This is a genomic window from Novosphingobium panipatense (assembly GCF_900182875.1).
In the GTDB taxonomy this organism is placed as follows: Bacteria; Pseudomonadota; Alphaproteobacteria; order Sphingomonadales; family Sphingomonadaceae; genus Novosphingobium; species Novosphingobium panipatense.
Map to the genome: position 1 here is coordinate 1 of NZ_FXUI01000016.1, position 19,510 is coordinate 19,510.

16 protein-coding genes and 1 tRNA gene are annotated in these 19,510 nt (G+C 64.4%); 8 read left to right on the plus strand and 9 right to left on the minus strand.

The window, feature by feature from the left end:
• Positions 1–18 precede the first annotated feature (18 nt).
• The 3 genes from QOL62_RS16720 (at position 19) to QOL62_RS16725 (ending at position 559) form a co-directional block, all read left to right on the plus strand.
• Positions 19–95, plus strand: a tRNA-Met gene (locus QOL62_RS16720).
• Positions 96–201: 106 nt separating this feature from the next.
• Positions 202–414, plus strand: a complete 213-nt coding sequence (locus QOL62_RS19940) for a transposase (protein WP_379503111.1) — start codon at positions 202–204, stop codon at positions 412–414.
• Positions 401–559 (plus strand): hypothetical protein, encoded by a 159-nt coding sequence (locus tag QOL62_RS16725; protein ID WP_283407024.1) that lies wholly within the window; start codon positions 401–403, stop codon positions 557–559. Before QOL62_RS19940 ends, QOL62_RS16725 begins: the two co-directional genes overlap by 14 nt.
• A 233-nt stretch (positions 560–792) precedes the next feature.
• Here the strand turns inward: QOL62_RS16725 and QOL62_RS16730 are convergent, their stop codons facing one another.
• Both QOL62_RS16730 and QOL62_RS16735 read right to left on the minus strand, forming a co-directional pair.
• Positions 793–3,432 (minus strand): AAA family ATPase, encoded by a 2,640-nt coding sequence (locus tag QOL62_RS16730; protein WP_283407025.1) that lies wholly within the window; start codon positions 3,430–3,432, stop codon positions 793–795.
• Positions 3,429–4,547, minus strand: a complete 1,119-nt coding sequence (locus tag QOL62_RS16735; protein ID WP_283407026.1) for a metallophosphoesterase family protein — start codon at positions 4,545–4,547, stop codon at positions 3,429–3,431. The genes QOL62_RS16730 and QOL62_RS16735 overlap by 4 nt, the downstream gene beginning before the upstream one ends.
• 389 nt (positions 4,548–4,936) lie before the next feature.
• Between QOL62_RS16735 and opgC the strand changes: the two genes are divergently transcribed.
• The 3 genes from opgC to QOL62_RS16750 all read left to right on the plus strand — a co-directional run bounded on the left by opgC (position 4,937) and on the right by QOL62_RS16750 (position 8,669).
• Complete coding sequence (opgC, locus tag QOL62_RS16740; protein WP_283407074.1) at positions 4,937–6,187, plus strand: OpgC domain-containing protein; 1,251 nt, start codon at positions 4,937–4,939, stop codon at positions 6,185–6,187.
• 75 nt (positions 6,188–6,262) lie between these two features.
• A complete protein-coding gene (locus QOL62_RS16745) occupies positions 6,263–7,183 on the plus strand; it encodes a glycosyltransferase family 2 protein (protein ID WP_283407027.1) in 921 nt (306 codons plus the stop codon).
• A complete protein-coding gene (locus tag QOL62_RS16750; RefSeq protein WP_283407028.1) occupies positions 7,173–8,669 on the plus strand; it encodes a lipopolysaccharide biosynthesis protein in 1,497 nt (498 codons plus the stop codon). Before QOL62_RS16745 ends, QOL62_RS16750 begins: the two co-directional genes overlap by 11 nt.
• A 169-nt stretch (positions 8,670–8,838) precedes the next feature.
• Here QOL62_RS16750 and QOL62_RS16755 read toward each other — a convergent pair whose 3' ends face one another.
• From QOL62_RS16755 to QOL62_RS16785, 7 genes are all read right to left on the minus strand, one after another.
• On the minus strand, positions 8,839–10,911 hold the full coding sequence (locus QOL62_RS16755; protein WP_283407029.1) for a TonB-dependent siderophore receptor: 2,073 nt from the start codon (positions 10,909–10,911) through the stop codon (positions 8,839–8,841).
• 269 nt (positions 10,912–11,180) lie between these two features.
• On the minus strand, positions 11,181–13,913 hold the full coding sequence (locus QOL62_RS16760; RefSeq protein ID WP_283407030.1) for a putative bifunctional diguanylate cyclase/phosphodiesterase: 2,733 nt from the start codon (positions 13,911–13,913) through the stop codon (positions 11,181–11,183).
• A 251-nt stretch (positions 13,914–14,164) separates the two neighbouring features.
• The gene (gene ssb, locus QOL62_RS16765; RefSeq protein ID WP_103729459.1) at positions 14,165–14,734 is read right to left on the minus strand and encodes a single-stranded DNA-binding protein; all 570 of its coding nucleotides are present in this window, start codon (positions 14,732–14,734) and stop codon (positions 14,165–14,167) included.
• Positions 14,735–14,824: 90 nt separating this feature from the next.
• Positions 14,825–16,669 (minus strand): ferrous iron transporter B, encoded by a 1,845-nt coding sequence (gene feoB, locus QOL62_RS16770; RefSeq protein ID WP_283407031.1) that lies wholly within the window; start codon positions 16,667–16,669, stop codon positions 14,825–14,827.
• Complete coding sequence (locus QOL62_RS16775; protein ID WP_103729457.1) at positions 16,666–16,905, minus strand: FeoA family protein; 240 nt, start codon at positions 16,903–16,905, stop codon at positions 16,666–16,668. The genes feoB and QOL62_RS16775 overlap by 4 nt, the downstream gene beginning before the upstream one ends.
• A gap of 79 nt (positions 16,906–16,984) precedes the next feature.
• A complete protein-coding gene (locus QOL62_RS16780; RefSeq protein WP_283407032.1) occupies positions 16,985–17,641 on the minus strand; it encodes a COQ9 family protein in 657 nt (218 codons plus the stop codon).
• A gap of 11 nt (positions 17,642–17,652) precedes the next feature.
• A complete protein-coding gene (locus QOL62_RS16785) occupies positions 17,653–18,312 on the minus strand; it encodes an ankyrin repeat domain-containing protein (RefSeq protein ID WP_283407033.1) in 660 nt (219 codons plus the stop codon).
• Between the two features lie 76 nt (positions 18,313–18,388).
• Between QOL62_RS16785 and QOL62_RS16790 the strand changes: the two genes are divergently transcribed.
• Together QOL62_RS16790 and QOL62_RS16795 are read left to right on the plus strand one after the other, a co-directional pair.
• Positions 18,389–19,006, plus strand: coding sequence for an SCO family protein (locus QOL62_RS16790; RefSeq protein WP_283407034.1), 618 nt, complete (start codon positions 18,389–18,391; stop codon positions 19,004–19,006).
• On the plus strand, positions 18,994–19,509 hold the full coding sequence (locus QOL62_RS16795; protein ID WP_283407035.1) for a YcgN family cysteine cluster protein: 516 nt from the start codon (positions 18,994–18,996) through the stop codon (positions 19,507–19,509). Before QOL62_RS16790 ends, QOL62_RS16795 begins: the two co-directional genes overlap by 13 nt.
• Position 19,510: the final 1 nt, after the last annotated feature.

Here is a 19,510-nt window from a genome sequence, read left to right on the forward strand (position 1 = left end):
AACGCACACAATCGGTGACGCGGGGTGGAGCAGCCCGGTAGCTCGTCAGGCTCATAACCTGAAGGTCGCAGGTTCAAATCCTGCCCCCGCAACCAAACAACAGAACGTCAGGCCGTCCCGGGACTTCCGAGGCGGTTTTTTATTTATTTTCTGCGGTTTACGGCCCGAAGTCGGGGCTTCATCGCATCCCACCGAAACCCACTGGATGCCAAGATAACGTTTGCATTTGGGGGTATGCAGGCGCAGCATAATCTGTCTGACGCTCGGATGGAGTTCATGATCCATGATCGGCTGAGTTGGCTGCGATTTCTGGGGCTGCCGCTTGGGGCCCGGACACCGGACGAGAACACGATCCGGCATTTTGGTAATCGCCTGAATGAGACAGGAACACTCACGGGTGATGAAGGTCTTTGATTGGCAACTTCAGAAGAAGGGCTACATTCCGATGTCGGGGCAGATTGTGGATGCCTCGCTGGTGCCCGCTTCAAAGCAGCGGAATACCGAAGGGGAACGCCAGGCAATGAAGTCTGCAACCTGGCCTACAACTTCAACAGGCTGATCTTCCACGAACGCCGGGAATGCACGGGCTGACTCTGCCTGCAAACCGGCAAACTCGGCGCCGGCTGTCGCGGAAATCCATCTGAAAGCTGCCTCTTTCGTGTTCCGGCAGCCTCAGCCTCATCAAACCCGCTCACTTCGCCGCAAAAATACCGGTTCTTGCGCGTTTCCAGCTTGCCCCGCTATCGAGAACGTCGTCGTCGACCTCCCAAGGTAGTGCGTGCTCGCTCCTCGTTACATCCGCAGCCGGTTCCCTTCGACGTGCCGGAAAGCCCGCTCGCGGCAGGTCAGGAGGATTACCTGCATGCGTTCCGACGCTTCGAGGATCAGGTCGGTCATCGCGTCGAGGCGCACGTCGTCGGAATAGACCAGCGGATCGTCAAGGATCAGCGAAACGGGGCGGCCTTCTTCGAGCAGCATATCGGCGAACGAGAGCCGGGTGAGGAGCGCGAGCTGTTCCTGCGTTCCCTTCGACAGCTGCTCGCACGCCTCTTCCACCCCCGCGCGACGGATGGCGGTGAGGCCCAGGTCGTCGGCGAAGGCGGGCTCCGCGCCCGGCAGGATGCGCCCGACGTGGCGGGCGGCGCGGGTGGCCACCGGCCCGGTGATCGAACGCGCGGTTTCCGCCTGCGCCTCGGCCAGCGTCTCGCGCAGCAGCTTGAGCGTTTCGGCCTCCTCGGTGATGCGCACGAGTGCGGAGCGAGCGGCTTCGTCCTCCTCGCGCGCGGCGGCAGCGTGTTCGGCGAGGCCCTTGCCGCCGTCGCTCTCCACTTGCGCCTCGAGGCGGGCGATGCGGGTGGTCAGGTCTGCGCGGCTCTCTTCCGCGGCCCGTCGGCGCGCGGCGAGGGTGTCAAGGCGGCGGGTGAGGGCGGTTTCGTCGAAAGCACGGGCGTTGGCTTGGGCCTGTTGCAAGGCGAGCGATGCGGTGGCAGCAGCCTCGCGCGCGGCCGGCAACGTCTCGGGGAGGTCGGTGAAGTCGGCGTGTGCGGTGAGAAGGGCCAGTTCCTCCGCCACGCGGGCGAGGTCGGCAGCGGCGGTGCGCTCCTCGATGGCGAGCGGTGTCTGCGCCTTCTCGGCCTCGCGCGCGTCGTCCTCCGCTTGGCGCGCCTGCGCTTCGGCCCGGGCAAAGGCGGCCTCGGTGTGGTCCTGTTCGGCCTCCAGTTCAACCAGGGAGCGGGCAGGCGAAGGCGCGTGAGCCTCGGCGCGTGCGGCAGCGAGGGGATGAGCGGCGACAAAGGCGCGCAGCGGCCCGGGCCCGGCGGCAAGGTCGAGGTCCCGGTCCGCCGGTGCGGCGGCAAGCACGCGCGCGGTCAGCGTCTCCAGAGCGCGGCTTGCTTCGCGCGCGGCGTCGTTGCGCGCCCGTGCCTCGGCCAGACCGCTCACCTGCCACTGCGCGAGCAGCGCGGCGCAGCGAGCCTGCGCGGCGTCGAGCGCGGCCTGTGCGCCGACCAGCGCCTCCGACGGGCGCAGCACCAGTTCGCCGCCGCCGGGGAGACCTATCCTCGTCTCGCGCGTTAACGTCCACTCGCCGGCTTCCAGCGGCGCTCCGTCCTTCGTGACGCCTCCTGCGCCGACCAGTTCGACGCGGGTGCCGTCGGCTTCGAGAAGAGTGCGGTGGCGCACGACTTCGCGCTCGGCCGCGGTAAGGTCTTCGAGAACCTGCGCCGGGACCGCCTGGCGCACCGTTGCATCGAGGGGCGCGCGTTCGGCCTCCAGAGCGGCCACATGGGCAAGCCGCTCATGTGCGGCGGCGATCTGCGCACGGCGACGCTCGGCGGTGTCCTGCGCGCGCGCCTGTGCCAGAGCGGTGCGCGCCGCCTCACGCGCGGAAAGCGCAGTCGCGAGCGCTCCGCGTGCCGTGTCGGCGCGGGCGCGGGCCGCCTCCACACCTGCGGAGAGGTCTGCGAGTTCGGCGCGGGCGGCCTGCTGCCGGTCCTGCGCGCGCGCCTGCCGTTCCAGCGCGGCGGTGTGACGGGCAGCGAGATCCTCCAGTCCGTCGCGCCGTGCTGCCGCCGCTGCCGCCTCGGCCTTGCGAGTGGCAAGCTGCAGCGCGGCACCGCGCGCGGTTTCCAGCCTTGCCAGCAGACCTGCGCGCTCAGCAGCGTCCGGGTCGTTCTCCAACTCTCGGCGCAATGTGGAAAGCTGGCGGCGGGCGGCATCGAGATCGGCGAAGGCAGCTTCCAGCAGCCCCTCGCGCCGCTCGGCCTCGGCGAGCGTCTCGGCGGCTGCGGCGACCCGCTTCTGCGCGGCGAGCAGGCGCTGTGTCGGCGCGCCGCTCCTGCCGGTGAAGTAGGCGGCGTACTGGGTGTCAATGCGCGCGCGGATGCGTTCGAATGCGGCACCGCCGACCAGGGCGCCGGCCTCGCTTTCCAGGGTTGCGCCGATCAGATCGCGCAAGGAGGAGCCCGGAGCCTCGACGCAAAGCCCATCCGTCTGGGCCACCCACAGCAGGCCCAGCGCGCCGTGCAGCGCCTTGTCGAACCCTGTGCCCTGTTGCCCCGCCTCGAAGCCGAGGAGGGCCTGCAGCGCCTGCTCGGCCGCCTCGCCCTGCTGTCGGCCGGTGGGGCCGGACAAGTCGACCGAGGCCGACTTGATGAACCGCTTGGTTAGCGACCAGCGCGCGCCCGCGACATCAAAATCAAGCGCCACCTGCGGGCCGACATTGTCGCCGATAGGCTGGAACGAGCGGATCAGCCGCGTTGTCGAGCCGTGCTTGAGGAATAGCGCCGCCCGCACCGCTTCGAGAAGCGTGGACTTGCCCGTCTCATTCGGTTCGATGACGATGTTGAGGCCGCCGGTCAGTCCGGCGACTTCGTGGGGCGCGCGGAACTTTCGGAAGTTTTCCAGCGCGATGCGGCGGATCAGCAGGCTCATGCGGCCTCTCCGCGTTCACGAAGCGCTTCTACGAAGAGGCGCTCCAGCGCGCGGCGGGCGCGGGGCGCATCGGGGCCGTCGTCGGCGATCCTGGCCCGCAGCAGCGCACCGGCCCGGCCGATCATGCCTTCGCTGGACAACGCGGTGAGGTCTTCCTCGGTGGGCCTGGCCACCACGTCGGCGTCGCGTACATCGAGATGGCGCAGGCGGTGGGTCAGGTCGTCCTCAATGCGGGCCAGCATTGCCACGCGGTCCGTCAGCGGGACGACACCTGAAAGCGTCAGGCGCAGAAGCGTGGCGGCAGGCTCGCACGACGCCAGCAGGTCGTCGACGAGCGCCGTGAAGCCGATCGCGTCCGCGACGGGCCAGTCACGCGACAACCAACGGAAGCGCCCGGTGGGGATCGGCTTGACGGTGGCCGTGTCGGACATGAAATCGACCAGCAGTGCCTGTCCCGGCTCGTCCCGGCCAGGCTGAAACCGGTCGGTCTCGGGGGTGCCGCAGTACCAGGTGCGCGCATCGACCTGCAGTGTGCCGTGCCAGTCGCCGAGCGCCAGATAATCGAGGTTCGAGAGCCGCGCGCGGTCAGGCGCAATCATGTTCTTCGTCTCGCCCTGCGTGCCAAAGCCGCGGATCGAGCCGTGAGCCAGCCCGATGCGAAGCCGCGCGCCGGGTGTTTCCATCCGCGCAAACACCTCGGTCGGGTCGTCGAGCGTATGGCGGTGAAGCAGCGGCGCGGGCAGCAGCCATACACCGTCTGCGATCTCGTGGGCGGCGGGGGCGGTCAGGACGGTGACATTCGCGGCGGCGCGCCTTTGCACGCGGTCCCAGATGCCGCCGTTTCGTGCGAAATCGTGGTTGCCGGGCAAAAGCCACCAGCGGCAGGCATGGCGCTCCATTCGGGTGACCGCCTGGACCACCGTGCGCTCATCCGGCCCTTCGGTGTCGAACACGTCACCCGCGACCAGGATATGGCCAGCGCCATGCTCCACCGCCGCCCTGCCAAGAGTGTCGATAACGTCGAACCGGGCTTCGGTGAGCGCGGCGCGGGTCTCCGCATCGAAGCGGCCGAAGGGTTTGCCGAGCTGCCAGTCGGCGGTGTGGATGAAGCGCATGGGGTCCGATGTCCGCGAGTTGGGGTTCGTCGTCTAGCGCGGGGTAAGCGCCCCGGCTACGATAGAAACGGTCATTCGGTAGAACGCTCGCTGAGCGGCGGTTTGCAATTTTCCCATGGATTGCCCGGTACGCCCTCTGCCGCAACAGTCGACCAAAAGGGCATCGCTGGCACCAACCAGCGGAGGCTAGCAGCCATGTGCGCCAGCTTTCAATCTCTGTGGCAGCGAAATGAGCTCAAGCCGCCTTTCGCGTCCGGATCTCCCGGGCAGCCTGTTGTAAAGCTCTGAACGAAGGCAAAAAAGAAGCGCCGCATTACTCTTTTTAGAAGGCCTCTTGTCGCTCGCTCTTGGATAATGTCCGGCCGGAACCGGATAGGGAGTCTTCTGTGATGCCACCAGGTGGCAAGATCCCGGGACTGGATATCGCACGAACCGTGGCGATCGTTCTGGCCATGCTGAATCACTCCTTTATCGCAACAAACGTCTGGCGCGATTTCTTCGAAGGCAAGCCGCACGTGACGTTCGCGGTGAGGCTTGCGACCCCCATGTTCATTATCCTGTTCGGTGCTCTGCTTGAAATCGTCTACAGAAGACGCGCCGTTCGCGACGGGATGCAGGCGGTCACCGCCCGGCTTTTCGAACGGGGGCTGCTTTGCTGGCTTCTGTACACCCTGACTTTGCTGCCGTTGCTTTTGCTGGGAAAGACGAGCGTCAAGAGTGCACTGTTCGGCGCTCTCCTTCTGGGCAAGATACCTTTGACGGACATATTGCGGTATTACGCGATATTGTTCTTCATGGCGCCGCTTCTACTTGTCGTGCGGCAGCGTTGGGGCCTTTATCCGCTTCTCGCCACGACGACCCTCCTCCTGCTGGCGCACCCCCTTTTTGTGCTTCTTCCGGCGCCGGACCCAGAGTTCGCTCATTACGCTCCGGCGCGGATGGCAGACCTGATCCTGGGCATTGGGGACGCCGTCACCGGTCCTTCCGTGCTGCACAGCCTGTTCTTCGTCGCCTTGGGAATGCTGATCGGGCGCATTCTGAACGAAGAGCGTTCCGGTGAAATCGTGGCGAGAAGGGCTGCCACCGGACGATTTGTCGTGCTTGCCGCGGCGCTGGGATTCGGAGCGCTTGCCACGGCACTGATGGGGCCGGAGAGGGTGACGGCACAGAGCGCTGCGGGGATGGTGCTCAGGAATGCGAACCATCCCTTCTACTTTTTCGCCGGTGCGTGCGGTGCGACAAGCATCATTGCGCTGTGCCGCCTTGTCAGGCACGACGGGATCTGGACTCAACGCGCCACCATACCGGGCCGTCGCAGCCTGTTCGCCTTCTCAGCGGGCAACGCCTTCCTCATCTGCGTCACGTGGGACTACGGTTTCGACATCCCGGGCCGGCTGGCGCTGAGCGGAGTGTTCTTTCTTACAGTCATCGTGCTGACGGCCCTGTACGATATCCTGATGCGGCCGACAGCACGGGCGTCCTCGAACAGGCTGGTGCGGGTGGCATCACGGTGCTGGGCCGCGATCGCCGATCCCGTGAACCAGCGGCTTCGCACGGCGGCGCTGGGGCTGACGGCGTTGCTCTGGCACGCGCCGGTTCTCTCCAAGCGGGCAGAAGCGAGCGGTGGCCAGTGCCTCTGATCTGTCCTCTGCCCTGTCGATCCGATCAACTCCTGCTCCCCGCCCTGAGTGAGGACTGAAAGGATGAGCGCTATCATGCCTGAGGTGTCCGTAATCCTGCCCGCGTACAACTGTGCGGGTTTTGTGGAACGCTCCATCCGCTCCGCGCTGGATCAGCCGGGCGTGGCTCTGGAAATCGTCGCGGTCAATGACTGCTCGACCGACGATACGCTCGCGGTGCTGCAGGGGCTTTCACGGCAGGACCCGCGCCTGCGCGTCATCGACAGCAAGAAGAACCTTGGCCCGTCAGGCGCCCGAAATCTCGCGTTTGAGCAGGCCGCAAGCGAATGGGGAGCCATTCTTGACGCAGACGATGCGCTGGCACCCGGTGCGCTGGAGCGCCTCGTGCGGATTGCGCGGTCCCGAGACGCTGACATCGTGGCCGGATCGGTGCGCTTCTTCTCGCACGCCCGTCAGGAGATGTCGCGCGCCGTGTTCAAGGAAGATGCCCCGGTAACCGTCCTTGGGCTGCGGGAATTCGTCGACGGCGCACGACCGCACAACAGGGAACCGGACTATGGCCTGCTGAAGCCGCTGTTCCGGATTCCGTTTCTAAAGGAACATGGCCTGAAGTACCGTACCGACATTCGCCATGGCGAGGATTTCCACTTCGTGGTCGAGGCGCTCGTGAAAGGCGCACGCTATGTGCTGGCGCGTGATGTTCTGAGCTACATCTACACGACGCGGGATTCCGGCCTCAGTCGAACCCTGGTGGACTATGGTCGCATGATTGGCGAAACACAGACCTTGTCTCGCCATCCCTCCTTCGTCGCCGATCCGGGGGTGTCGAGCGCGTTCAGGCGCCGTGCGGATGCCCTTAGAGTGCATGAACTGAATGAGCTTCTCGGAAAGGCCGACAGCCTGCCGTCCAAACTCAGGGTCGCGAGGAAATCGCTTCGGACTTCCGCCGGTCAGGGCTGGCTGAAGAAAAAGATCGTCAAGTACATTGGGCGCTAACCCTTCCGCACTCGATGCCGGCCGCGCGCCAGGCAATCACGCGTCGATCCGTCGCAAGTCGGCACAGGGCATCGCCATAAACATGACCGCCCAGGCCTTCCGCTTCGGGCTGCAGTTCGTCGTATCCATTGTCATGGCCCGCCTTCTTGGGCCGTCCGAATTCGGCCTACTGGCAATGGCCGCCCCACTAATAGCCTTTGTGGCGCTGTTTGCGGATCTTGGCCTCAGCCAAGCCACGGTGCAGCGGCCGGAAATCAGCCAGGCCCAGCTAAGTCTCATTTTCTGGACGAGCGCGCTGGTCAGCGTCACCTCGGGCGTCATCGTCATGCTGGGCGCTCCGCTGGCGTCGATCTTCTACGGTGAACCACGCGTTCAATCCGTACTCGTTGCGCTCGGCGCCATCCTGATGTTGACGGGCTTCTACAATCAGCACGTGGCCTTGCTTAACCGGCGCCTCGCATTCGGTTCGCTGGTGGCGGTCGATCTGGGGTCCTATACCTTGAGCTCCATTGCCGGCATTTCAGCGGCACTGCTCGGCTTTTCCTACTGGTCGCTCGTGATCAGTCAGGCGACGCTTACCATCAGCGCGCTCGTGCTGGCATGGTCGCTGGCGCGCTGGGTGCCGTCACGGCCCGGCAAGGCGCCAGAAGCGCGGGAAATCCTCGGCTTCGGCGGCAACGTGACCGGCTTCAACATCTTCAACTACTTCGCCCGCAACCTGGACAACGTCCTCATCGGCCGAACTCTCGGCGAGGTCCAACTGGGCATCTATGATCGTGCCTACAAGCTGCTGCTGTTGCCTCTCAGCCAGATCACCGGCCCCATCGCGAAGGTCGCCACGCCCCTTCTTTCAAGACTTGACCAGGACAGGGAGAAGTATCGCAGGTCCTATCTGATGCTTCTGGAGACAGTCATACTTCTCACCTACCCGAGCATCCTGGTGACGGGGGTGGCGAGTCAACTGGTGATCTACACTGTCCTTGGAGCGAAGTGGTATGCTGTAGCCCCGATTTTCCAGGTCTTGGCGATAGGAGCACTCTTCGCGCCGGTCAGCAATAGCACCGGATGGCTGTTCACGACTCAGAACCGCACGCGCGAGATGAGAAACTACGGCCTTCTGAGTTCGCTTGCCTTTGTTGCTTCCTTCGTCGTGGGACTTCCATGGGGCATACAGGGTGTAGCGAACGCCTACATCGCGACGGGGTGCGTACAGGGTCCGCTGCTATGGTACGCGGCCACGCGGAGGGGGCCGATCACCTTCAACGCATTGCTGCGCGCACTCATCCCCTATGCGCTGGGGGCGATAGTGACGTCAGGAACGGTGTGGCTTTCTGCCCGTTACCTGGCGGCCAGTTGGACGAACGTCGTCCTGCTTCTCGCCATCGGCCACCTGGTCTTCTGGGTGACAGTCGCCGCTACCCCGCGAGGTCGGGCGACCCTCAACACCCTGCTCGACGAGGGCAGACGTCTGATGCGGCGATCGTAGGCGCTGTCTGGTCGTACGTCTCACGACCGGCACGTGGCCTGCTTGCTCAGGCAACCAGTGCCATGTCAGGGCCGCCCTCAACCCCGTTCGCCGTGGATGATCGACAGTAAGCGCCCCTGCGTTGCTCCCGGTGCGCTGCCGAGGGGGAGCAGCAGCGCACCGGGAAGGATCAGAAGCGGTAGCCGATCGAACCCATCACGTTGCGCGGAGCCGCCACGAAGCAGTCGCCGCGCGCCAGGCAGGACGCATACTGGATCTCATTGAGCAAGTTCGTCGCGTTGACCGAGAAGCGCCAGTTCTCCCAGGTCACCTCGGCCAGGGCATCGACGTTCGTGCGCGAAGGCGTGACGATGGACCAGATCGCACTGGTCGACCGGCTCTTGCCGTTGTAGGTGACACCCGCGCCAAGGCGCAGTTGAGCGTCGCCCGGCACGGCGAAGGTCTTCGTCGTCCACGCCGAGGCGACATGGCGCGGCATGTAGTCGAGGTTGGTGTCGGTTTCCGACTTCAGCTTGTTGTAGCCGTAGTTGAGCAGCAGCTGGAAGTTACCCGGCAGCGTGTGGCTTGCCTCGACCTCGATGCCCTTGGTGTTCAGCACGCCGGATTGGGTGGTCGCGTTGCCGGCCCGATAGAGCACGCGGTTCTGTTCCTTGATCTTGAACGCGGTGACGGTGACGAGCGTCTCCGGTTGCGGCTGCCACTTGACGCCGGCTTCGTACTGGGTGCCGGTGAGCGGTCTGTAAGGATCGCCTATGCTGCCGTCGGTGTTCTGGATCGAGCCGGCCTGTGGCAGGAAGCTTTCGGTGTAGCTGAAGAACGGCGCGAAGCCTGCGCCCAGTTCACCGATGATGCCTGCGCGAAACGTGGTGGCGTTGTCCTTGGCGCCGGACGAGGATGTCACGCGGTCACGGCGCGCGCCCAGGACGACAGAGACGCGATCGAAGGCGCGGATCTGGTCCTGCACATAGAATCCCAGCTGCTTCTGGCTCTCGCTGATGAACGGACCGGTCGGCTCATAGGTCGGCAGCGCATCGTAGTCGATGTCGTAGAGGTCGACCGTGTCTACCCCGGAGCCGTACCGCTTGCCTACCTTGTTCCAGCTGTAGTCGATGCCGGCGAGCAGGGTGTGCTCGATGTTGGCGCCGGTGTTGAACTTGAACTGCACGTTGTTGTCGGTCGAAAAGACGTTCATCCGCGCGTCGCTTGCTTCGGCGATAAGCGGGATGGTGCGGCCGTCAGGTCCGAAGGGATTGGTCGGGTTTGAGTAGCTGTCGGCGTAGTGCGTCCTGTATTCAAGGTCGCTGTCGATGTAGCGGGCCTTGAGGCTTACACGGACGTTATCCGAGAAGTCATGCGTGATGGCACCGCCGCCTTGCAGGGAGCGGCCCGCATAGCGATCCCAGCCGGCCTTGCCGACGAAGGTGTAGGGATCGAGCCGGGCGTCCGGATTGGCCGGATTGGGGAGGAACGTCCCCACGATCGGCAGGAACTGCGAGGTCGAACCGGTATCGTCCTCCTGATAGAGCCCGGTCAGCACGATGTTCGTGTCAGGGGTCGGCTGCCAGCGGAGCGACGGCGCGAACATCACGCGAGCGTCGGGAACGTGATCGACGTAAGTGTCGGCGTCGCGCGCGCGGCCCACCGCCCGCACCGCCAGAGTGTCAGTCAGCGCGACGTTGACGTCCCCCATGGCCTCCTTGCGGTCGTAGCTGCCGTAGACGAGATTGAATTCGCCGCCGGTGCGGAAGTCCGGCGTCTTTGACACGAGATTGACGAGACCGCCGATCGAACCCTGGCCGAACAGCACCGAAGCAGGACCACGCACGATCTCGACGCGCTCGAAATTGTAGGGGTCGGACGTGATGCTGGCGTAATAGGAGAAGATATCGCGCATGCCGTCGCGGAACTGCAGCGCGTTGATGCCGCGTACGCGGAAGCCGTCGACGCGGGTGTCGCGGCCATAGGCGTTGGCGAGCACGCCGGCGGCGTACTTCACGGTATCACTGATGTTGATCGCGCCCTGCGAGAGGTACTGTTCCGAGGTGATGACCGTAATCGGCTGAGGAACCTGGATCAGGGGGGTCTCGGTCTTCGTGCCGGAAATGGCGCCGGTCACGATGATTTCATCTCCGTTCGCCATCGCGTCAGGCGTATCGGCAGCCGGTTCCTGCGCGTGGGCGGTAGCCGCCATCACAGCGAACACTGCAGCGCCGCAAAGCGCGATCGAACGAGCGGAAATCATAAACACCCCTTTTGCGACGAGATCTCAATATGAGCGCCGCTAGCGCTATTGCGAATTATTGGCAACATGCTGTGTGCGATCATGAGCCACTGTGCTGTTCGGGCAACGCTCTGATCGACCCGGACGGCCAAGTATCTTTCCGCTGTCTCTCCTGCTCTTCCATCAGCATCGAAAGCTGAAACGGGTTATGGCGCGCAGAGTGCAAGCGGCATGATCGCGACGACCTGCGAGCAACGGCGACCGCGCGTCGGTGTCAGCCCTGCGGAACCTCAGGCTGCCGCTGATCCGATCAGCGACCGGGCAGCGGCAGCGTTCCAGACCTCGATCATCTCCCCGACCTGTGCCGCAGGCATTGGGCGACCGAACAGGTAACCCTGGCCCACATCACACCCTTTCCTGGCGAGGTAAGCGGCCTGAGCCGGGGTCTCTATGCCTTCCGCAACCGTGCTGATGCCCAGGTTGCGCGCCAGGTCCAGCACGGCGGAGACGATCACATCATCCTCAGATCGCTCCGCGTCCAGTCGCCGGATGAACGAGCGATCTATCTTGAGGGTGTGGACGGGGAACTGCTTAAGGTGAGTGAGCGAAGCGTAGCCGGTTCCGAAATCATCCAGCGCGATGGTCACACCCGCCCGCGCGAGCGTTCGCAGGGTGTTGTCGACGTTCTTCACATGCTGGCTCACCAGCACCGATTCCGTCACCTCCAGCTGCAGGACCGTTGCGGGCAGACCGGCCGACTCCAGACGTTGCAGGATGCGGTCGGCGAAATCACCGCGCCGGAAATCTCCCGCCGCGCCGTTGATGGCTATCCGGCGGACGTCGACTCCGCTGTCCAGCCAGAATGCCAGGTCGCTGATTACACAGTCAAGCATCCTATTGGTAAGCTGCACCGAGAGACCGTAATCCTCCAGCGCTGCGTTGATCTCGGACGGCAGGCGCAGGCCTTCTTGGTGGTGCCAGCGAAGGAGCGCCTCGAAACCGACGCACTCCCCCGTCCGCAAGCACACCTTCGGCTGGTAGAAAGGCACGATACGGTTCGACTGCAGAGCCGTTCGTGCATCCCACAGCATCCCGGTTTCACGCGCAGCCAACTGTCGGAGTTCGTCACGGAAGCGGCAGGCCTGCCCGGCGCCATCGCGCTTGGCCGCATACAACGCAAGATCGGCGCACTTGTGAAGTTCCTCCGCGCTCTGTCCATCCGAGAAGGCAACAGCCACGCCGGCGCTGAGGATCACGTCGATCTGGTGACCGTCGAATTCGGCTGCGCCGGAAATGCTGGCGAGGAGGGCGGCTGCCGTGTCCGCCGCAAGCTTTTCCTCGTCCAGATCGCGCCAGATGACGGCGAACTCGTCGCCGCCAAGGCGCGCAACGCTGGCACTTGCAGGGACGGCGCTCCGAAGCCGGCCGGCCACTTCCTGGAGCAGCGCATCACCGGCATCATGGCCAAGATCATCGTTGACGGCCTTGAAGCGGTCGACATCGAGGACCATCAACAGGGTGCAGCTGCCGGTCGAACGGCCCTCTCGGAAAACTGCTTCCAGATGCTCGTTGAACAGCGTGCGGTTCGGCAGCCCGGTGAGCGCATCATGGTGTGCGGCCCACTGCAACCTTGCCTCGTACTCCCTTTGTCTGGTGACGTCCTGGAGCGAACCGATGATGCGTTTGGGCGTGCCATTTTCATCTCGCAGTATGTACCCGTGCGACACCATGTTCAGGTAGTCACCCGTGGCCGTACGGGCGCGGAATTCCTGCACCCATTGCGTCTGACCGCGGGCAATGACGTCCTTGAAGCGCTGTAAGACCTCCGGCCGGTCCGCCGGGTGGATGCGCCCCATCCACCAGTCGCGCGTTGTGCCCTCCATCGTCTCGGGATAGCCGAGTATGGTGGCTGCGGCGCTGCTCCACTGGATGCGGTTGTGGTCTGACGAGAAGTCCCAGATGATATCGTTGGAAGCCAGGGAGGCGAGACGATAGCGTTCCTCGCTCTCCTGCAGCGCCTGTTCCGCCATGACCTGATCGTGGATGTCTTCAAGATTCCCGTACCATGCGAGAATGTTGCCGTTTGCGTTCCGCCGGGGGTACGCGCGTGCGCGGAACCAGCGAAAGCTGCCATCGTGCAGGCGCAGACGGTAACGGATGTCCGCCTCGTGGCCGTCCGTCTCCAGAGCAAGAGTCCACATCGCCAGAACACGGGGAAGGTCGTCAGGGTGTGCAGCCTTCGCCCATCCCCAGCCCAGACTGCTGTCGCGGCTGAGCCCCGTCGTATCCTCCCAACGCGGGCTCAGCTCCGTCACTGAACCCTCGGGGTCGCTGATCCAGGGGATCTGGGGATCTAGTTCCACGGAGCAGCGATAGTGTTCCTGACTCTGCTCCAGAGCCTTGACGAGACCGCTCATCTCCATCCGCGAATAGAGGAGATCCTCGAAGGCCTTGTTGCTGGTGAACAAAGACCGCAGAATGACACCGGCGGCCACCAGGAACGTCAACCCGGCTTCGACCGAGTACCAGTCCGGGGAGAGCAAAAGTCGCAGAGTGACGGGACTTGCGCCGAAAATAAGAACGCACCATCCGGCGAAGGGCAGGGCCTGAAGGCAATAGCAGCAGCTGATCGCTCCGACGAAGACGAACAGCGCGATGGCCGTGCTGCGAGCCGGGTCCGCTTCGCTGAAAAGCAGGTACCCCCAGCCGCCGAAGGCAGCGCTGAGCAACACAGATGCGGCCAGTGTGCCATAGAGATACCGTCTGATCTTCGCGGTGTCGTTCACGAACTTTGAACGGGATCGCCAGATCACCGCACGAATTACGATGAGAAGGCAGAGCGCAGAGGCCCCCCCGACGCTGTGAGTGTCGGGAACGTCGCCATAGGTGGCAAGGCCCAGGAACCCCACATTGATCACCATCAGTACGTACATGAGCGGGATCTGCGTGCGCAGATTCTCGAACTGAGCCAGAAGGATCGCGTCTGAACTGCGGGCAATTTTCAGGAAAGGATTGAAGCGCACGAAAGCAGACGTGTCGGAATATGGCTCTTTTTCTTCAAGATTCATGCAGCGGACTCAAGAAGCTGACAGACCAGAAAGGCTGGCATGAGGAGCCAGAGCCTGCATACTGTCGGCGAAGTGTCAAAAAGTAGTAACCACCCTCCAGCTATCAGCTGTGGCGCTGATCGATTGTCCCTTGAGGCGGACACGAAAAAAGGCGCCGATCGCTCGGCGCCTTTCGTGCATCGTACCGTTTTCGCCCGAGGCTGGGCTCAGAACGGGATGTCGTCGTCCAGATCGTCGCCGAAACCGCCCGAGGAGCCGCCGGTCCGGCCCCACTCGCTGCCACCGCTGCTGCTGCCGGAGCCGCCCCAGTCGTCACCCCCGCGCGATCCGCCGCCGGAGCGCTGACCACCGCCGAAGCCCCCCGAAGAGCCGCCCTCGTTCCAGCCGCCACCGCGCTGGCCGCCGCCTGCCCCACCGCCGCCGGGTGCGCCGTCGAGCATCGTCAGCACACCACCGACACCACCCACCGAGATTTCGGTCGTGTAGCGGTCATTGCCGTTCTGGTCCTGCCACTTGCGGGTGCGCAGTTGGCCTTCGATGTACACTTTAGACCCCTTGCGCAGAAACCGCTCGGCCACGCCGACGAGGCCATCCGACTGAAGCACCACCGAGTGCCACTCCGTCCGTTCCTTGCGTTCGCCGGTGGCACGATCCTTCCAGCTTTCGGAGGTGGCAATGCGCAGGTTGGCGATCCGGCCGCCGTTCTGGAACGACTTGACCTCAGGATCGGCTCCCAGATTGCCGACGAGAATGACCTTGTTGACGCTGCCTGCCATTGGGAATCGCTTTCGTTTCAGATTTGGCGATGGAAGTAGCGCAAGCCGATGGCGGAGGGCCAGCACATCCCCCCCGATTTCCCCAAGAGCTTAAAGCCCTGCGGCGACGGCTACCCAGTAGGTTGCGCCAGCGGCAATGTACGCGAGGGCGAAAAGATAGGCGAGCATGAAGATCGGCCACTTCCATCCGTTCGTCTCGCGCCGCGTGACGGCGATCGTGGACAGGCACTGCGGAGCGAACACGAACCAGGCGAGGAATGCCAGAGCCATCGGCAGCGTCCAGCGCTGCTTCAACTGATCGCCCAGTTCCAGCGCCTGCTCCTCCTCGTCATCGCCGGCGTCCACGGCATAGGTGGTCGCGAGGGAGGAGACGGCGACCTCGCGCGCGGCCATGGCGGGCACAAGCGCCAGGGCCATGTCGCGGTTGAAGCCGATGGGCGCGACGACGACGGCAAGGCCGTTCGCCACCTTGCCCGCCATTGACGCATCGACCTGGCTCTCGCCCTCGGCGGCCTTCGGGAAGTTGAGCATGACCCACAGCACGACGGTGACCATGAAGATGATCGTTCCTGCGCGCCGCAGGAAGATCCAGGCGCGTTGCCAGAGGCCTATGGCCAGATCCTTGAGGCGGGGAAGCTGGTACTTGGGAAGCTCCATGATGAAGCCTGAGGCCGCGCCCTTGGTCAAGGAGCGGCGCAGCACCAGTCCTACAATCATCGCGCCCAGAACACCGGCCACATAGAGGCCGAACAGCACGAGCCCCTGAAGGCCGATCATGCCGCCTACGGAGCTGTTGGGTATGAAGGCCGCGATGATCACGGTGTAGACGGGCAGGCGCGCCGAGCAGGTCATCAGCGGAGCGATGAGGATGGTGGTCAGGCGGTCGCGGGGATCGGTGATCGACCGCGTCGCCATGATGCCCGGGATCGCGCAGGCAAAGCTCGACAGGAGCGGAATGAAGCTTCGGCCGGAAAGCCCGACGCTGGCCATCATGCGGTCCATCAGGAAGGCCGCGCGCGCCATGTAGCCCGACGCCTCCATAGCGAGAATGAACGCGAACAGGATGACGATCTGAGGCAGGAAGACGAGAACCGATCCGACGCCGGCGATCACGCCCTCGGTGACGAGGTCGCGCAGGAGGCTTTCGGGGAGCGCCGCCTGCACCCCATCGTGAAGGGCGCCGACAATCGCTTCAAGGCCATCGGCGAACGGCGTCGCCCACGCGAAGACGGCCTGAAACACCACGAAGAGAATCGCGAGCAGGACCAGCGGCCCGATCCAGGGGTGCAGGAGGAACCGGTCGAGCTTGGTGTGAAGGCGATGGCGGCTCGTTTCCGAGAGAATGGCGGCATCCGCCATGGCATGCGCGGCGACACGGCGTTCGATGGGGCCGAGCTGCGTCAGCGCAGGGCCGGGCTGCCGCTGGGCTGCGGAGGCGATGGCCTCGCCAAGTTCGTCGAGGCCTCTTCGGCGCACGGCGACCGTTGAGATGACCGGTACGCCCAGTTCCTGCGCCAGCACGGCCGCGTCGAGAACAAGACCGTCACGCTCCGCCAGATCGACCATGTTGAGGGCAATCACGGTCGGCTTTCCAAGCGCAAGCAGTTCCTGAGCGAAGACGAGATGCTGCTCAAGGTTGGACGCGTCGAGCACGATGACGAGTATGTCCGGTGCCGGCTCGCCGGTGAATTTGCCGGCGATGACTTTCGCCGTCACTTCCTCGTCGGGGCTGGTGGGGTCCAGCCCGTAAGCGCCGGGAAGGTCGGTGAGCTCCACCGGTTCGCCTGTCGGCAGGACGAAGCGGCCCGACTTGCGTTCCACGGTCACGCCCGGATAATTGGCGATCTTCTGGCGCGCACCCGTGAGTGCGTTGAACAGGGCGCTCTTGCCCGCGTTAGGATTGCCGACGAGGGCGACCTTGCGTTGCCGGCTCATAGCTGTTCAACCCTGATTGCTGCCGCATGGACCCTACGGACGGCTACTGTCATGCGGCCGATTGCCAACGCAATGGGATCGCGCCCGCCCAAAATGCCGCGATGAGACACCGAAATCCTTGCGCCTTCCTCCAGGCCCAAAGCTCGGAGGCGCCGTGCTTCTTCCTGAACGAGCGCGGGCCAGTCGACGGAGATGATCCGGGCTGGCTGACCAATGGGAAGCATATCGAGAGTCATGCTGGCCCGGTGCCAGATAACAGGGTTAATTGCAACTTGATCGCAATAGGAGTTTCGTCACCTCTCCGCCGGCGCTGCCTCAGCGGGCTGGGTAGCGCATCCGTCCAAGCAGCCGTGTGACGCTAAAGCGGTCTTCCGGCTTGCGCAGGAACTGGGCCTTCGCTTTCTCGAAGCGCATGATCCCTTCTATGCGGCGATCGAGGAAGGTTCGGGTTTCGACCTTGTCTTCCGAGGAGTCCCTGGCGAAGCTGTGTAGCGTCGCGGCGTAGATACCGGCGAGAATGGCCCGCTTCGTGTAGTGGTTGTAGTCGGTCGCCTTGTCGCCCGCCAGGCGCCACATGGCATCCGCACTTCGCCATCCCAGCCGCGTCGACGCCGCAATGTTCTGAGGCATGGCCATGATTGCGAGGGCACGCAGCAGGGCCTCCTCCCGCCCGGCCACCGCTTCGAGACGCGCCCAGACGAGGCGACGGATCCGCTCGCGGATCGGCAGGTTCGACAACGCGCCCCCTGCGACCGATGCCGCCATCGTCATGTCCACGTGGTCGATCCAGGCCGAGATCATGGCCATCGCACCATCGCGAAAGGCATAGGTAGCGAGGGCAGGGTCGACGCCCGCCGCCTCCGCAGCAGCTTTCACCGCTTCCCCGCTCCAGCCGTCGAATACGGCCGCGTCGGCAACAAGGGGAGCGAGCTGCAGGCGTAGCGCGTCGAGCGATTGTGCCTCTTGGGTCATCGTCGCAATCCTCAGATCGTGGGGCCGTAAATGGGCTTTGCGTTCTTCGATCCCGTCTTCTTCGCGTAAGTGCTGATCACGGAGATGAGGCTGGCGCCGCCGCCTTCCAGCCGGGCGTAGTCACGAGCGCTGCGTCCGGAGTTGTCGGAACGGTCGGGGTTGGCGCCCGCTTCCAGCAGGGCCTTGGTCAGCTGCAGGTCCTTGCGGTGAACGGCGAAGATGAGGGGGGTCTCCCCGGCGTCGTTCGAGGTGTCAGGCATGGCCTTCCGGTCGAGCAGGAGTTGCGCGCCTTCCCGCCAGCCGAGGTTGACGGCCAGTTCAAGCGGTGTGCGCCCACGGTCGTCGGCGACATTCACGTTGGCGCCCTTGGCAATCAGGAAGTTCAGCCAGGTCAGGTCACGGCGGGCGGTGACAATGTGCAGGGCGCCTTCGCCTGTGGTGACGTCCTTGGCGTTGACGATCTGCGCCGACTTCATCAGCGCCTCCTCGACCTTTTCGCCTTCCTTCTTCTTCACGGCTTCAAGGAACTTGTACCCGTCCGAGAAATCGGCGCGGGCCGGAGCGGCGAACAGCAGGCCCACCGCAACAGCCGGAACGGCGATTTTCAGGACCTGCCGCACGATAGCCGCGAGGCCGGACACCGGAAAACGCCGGAACGAGATCTTGAACACCTTGCACGTCCTTCCAATTACAGCTCTTTCGGGCGGGGCCGCCATCCGCGCCTTGCATGGAATCGTCTAGCAGGTCATGAACGCGCACGCCATGACCTACCGTCTACGTTGCATCGCCCCGCTGGCGCTTGCGCTTGTCGCGAGCCTGTCCCTGAGTGCCTGCCAGCAACAGCCGACCGCCGAGAGCCCGCCTTTGGAGGGGGCTGCCATCGGGGGGCCGTTCTCGCTTGTCGACAAGGATGGAAAGACGGTCACCTGGGACCAGTTCAAGGGCCGCTGGCGCATCGTCTATTTCGGCTACACCTTCTGCCCTGACGCCTGTCCCATGGACGTGCAGTCCCTCATGCGGGGCTTCGGCCGCTTCGAGAAGAGCCATCCGGGGCAGGCCGAGACGGTGCAGCCGATCTTCATCACCATCGATCCCGCCCGCGACACGCCCGAGGTGGTGGGGGCGTGGACGGCCGCTTTCGGCCCTCGCCTTCTGGGGCTCACCGGCACTCAGGAGCAGGTCGACAAGGCGGCCAAGGCGTTCGCCGCCTACTACCGCAAGGGGGAGGAAACGGCCGGCGGCTACCTGATGGATCACAGCCGCATCGCGTACCTGATGGATCCTGACGGCAATCCCGTCGCCATGCTGCCCATCGACCAGAAGCCCGAGGCGGTCGAGGCCGAGCTTGCCAAATGGGTGAAGTGACCGGAAAGCCCTTCTGGGAACGCCCGCTGGAGCAACTCAGCCGCGCTGAGTGGGAAGCGCTGTGCGACGGCTGCGGTCAGTGCTGCCTCCACAAGGTGGAGGACGAGGACACGGGGGAGATCTATCACACGAACGTCGCCTGCAAGCTCCTCAACCTGAAAACGGCGCAGTGCAGCGATTATGCGAACAGGCGCAGTTTCGTGCCCGATTGCCTGAAGCTTACCCCGGAAAGCGCGGGCCGGTATGCCTGGCTCCCGCAAAGCTGCGCGTATCGATTGCGCGCCGAGGGGGAGCCGCTGCCGGAATGGCACTACCTCGTCTGCGGTGACCGGGAGGAAGTGCACCGCGCGGGCATGTCCGTGGCCGGTAAGGTCATCTCGGAAACCGTTGCAGGCCCGCTTGAGCAGCATATCGTCTGGCCTTACGGCGACGAGGATGAGGAATGGTCCGACCAGGACACTTCCGAGCCGTGGGACGTCCCGCCTTCGGCGCCGAAGGGCTGAG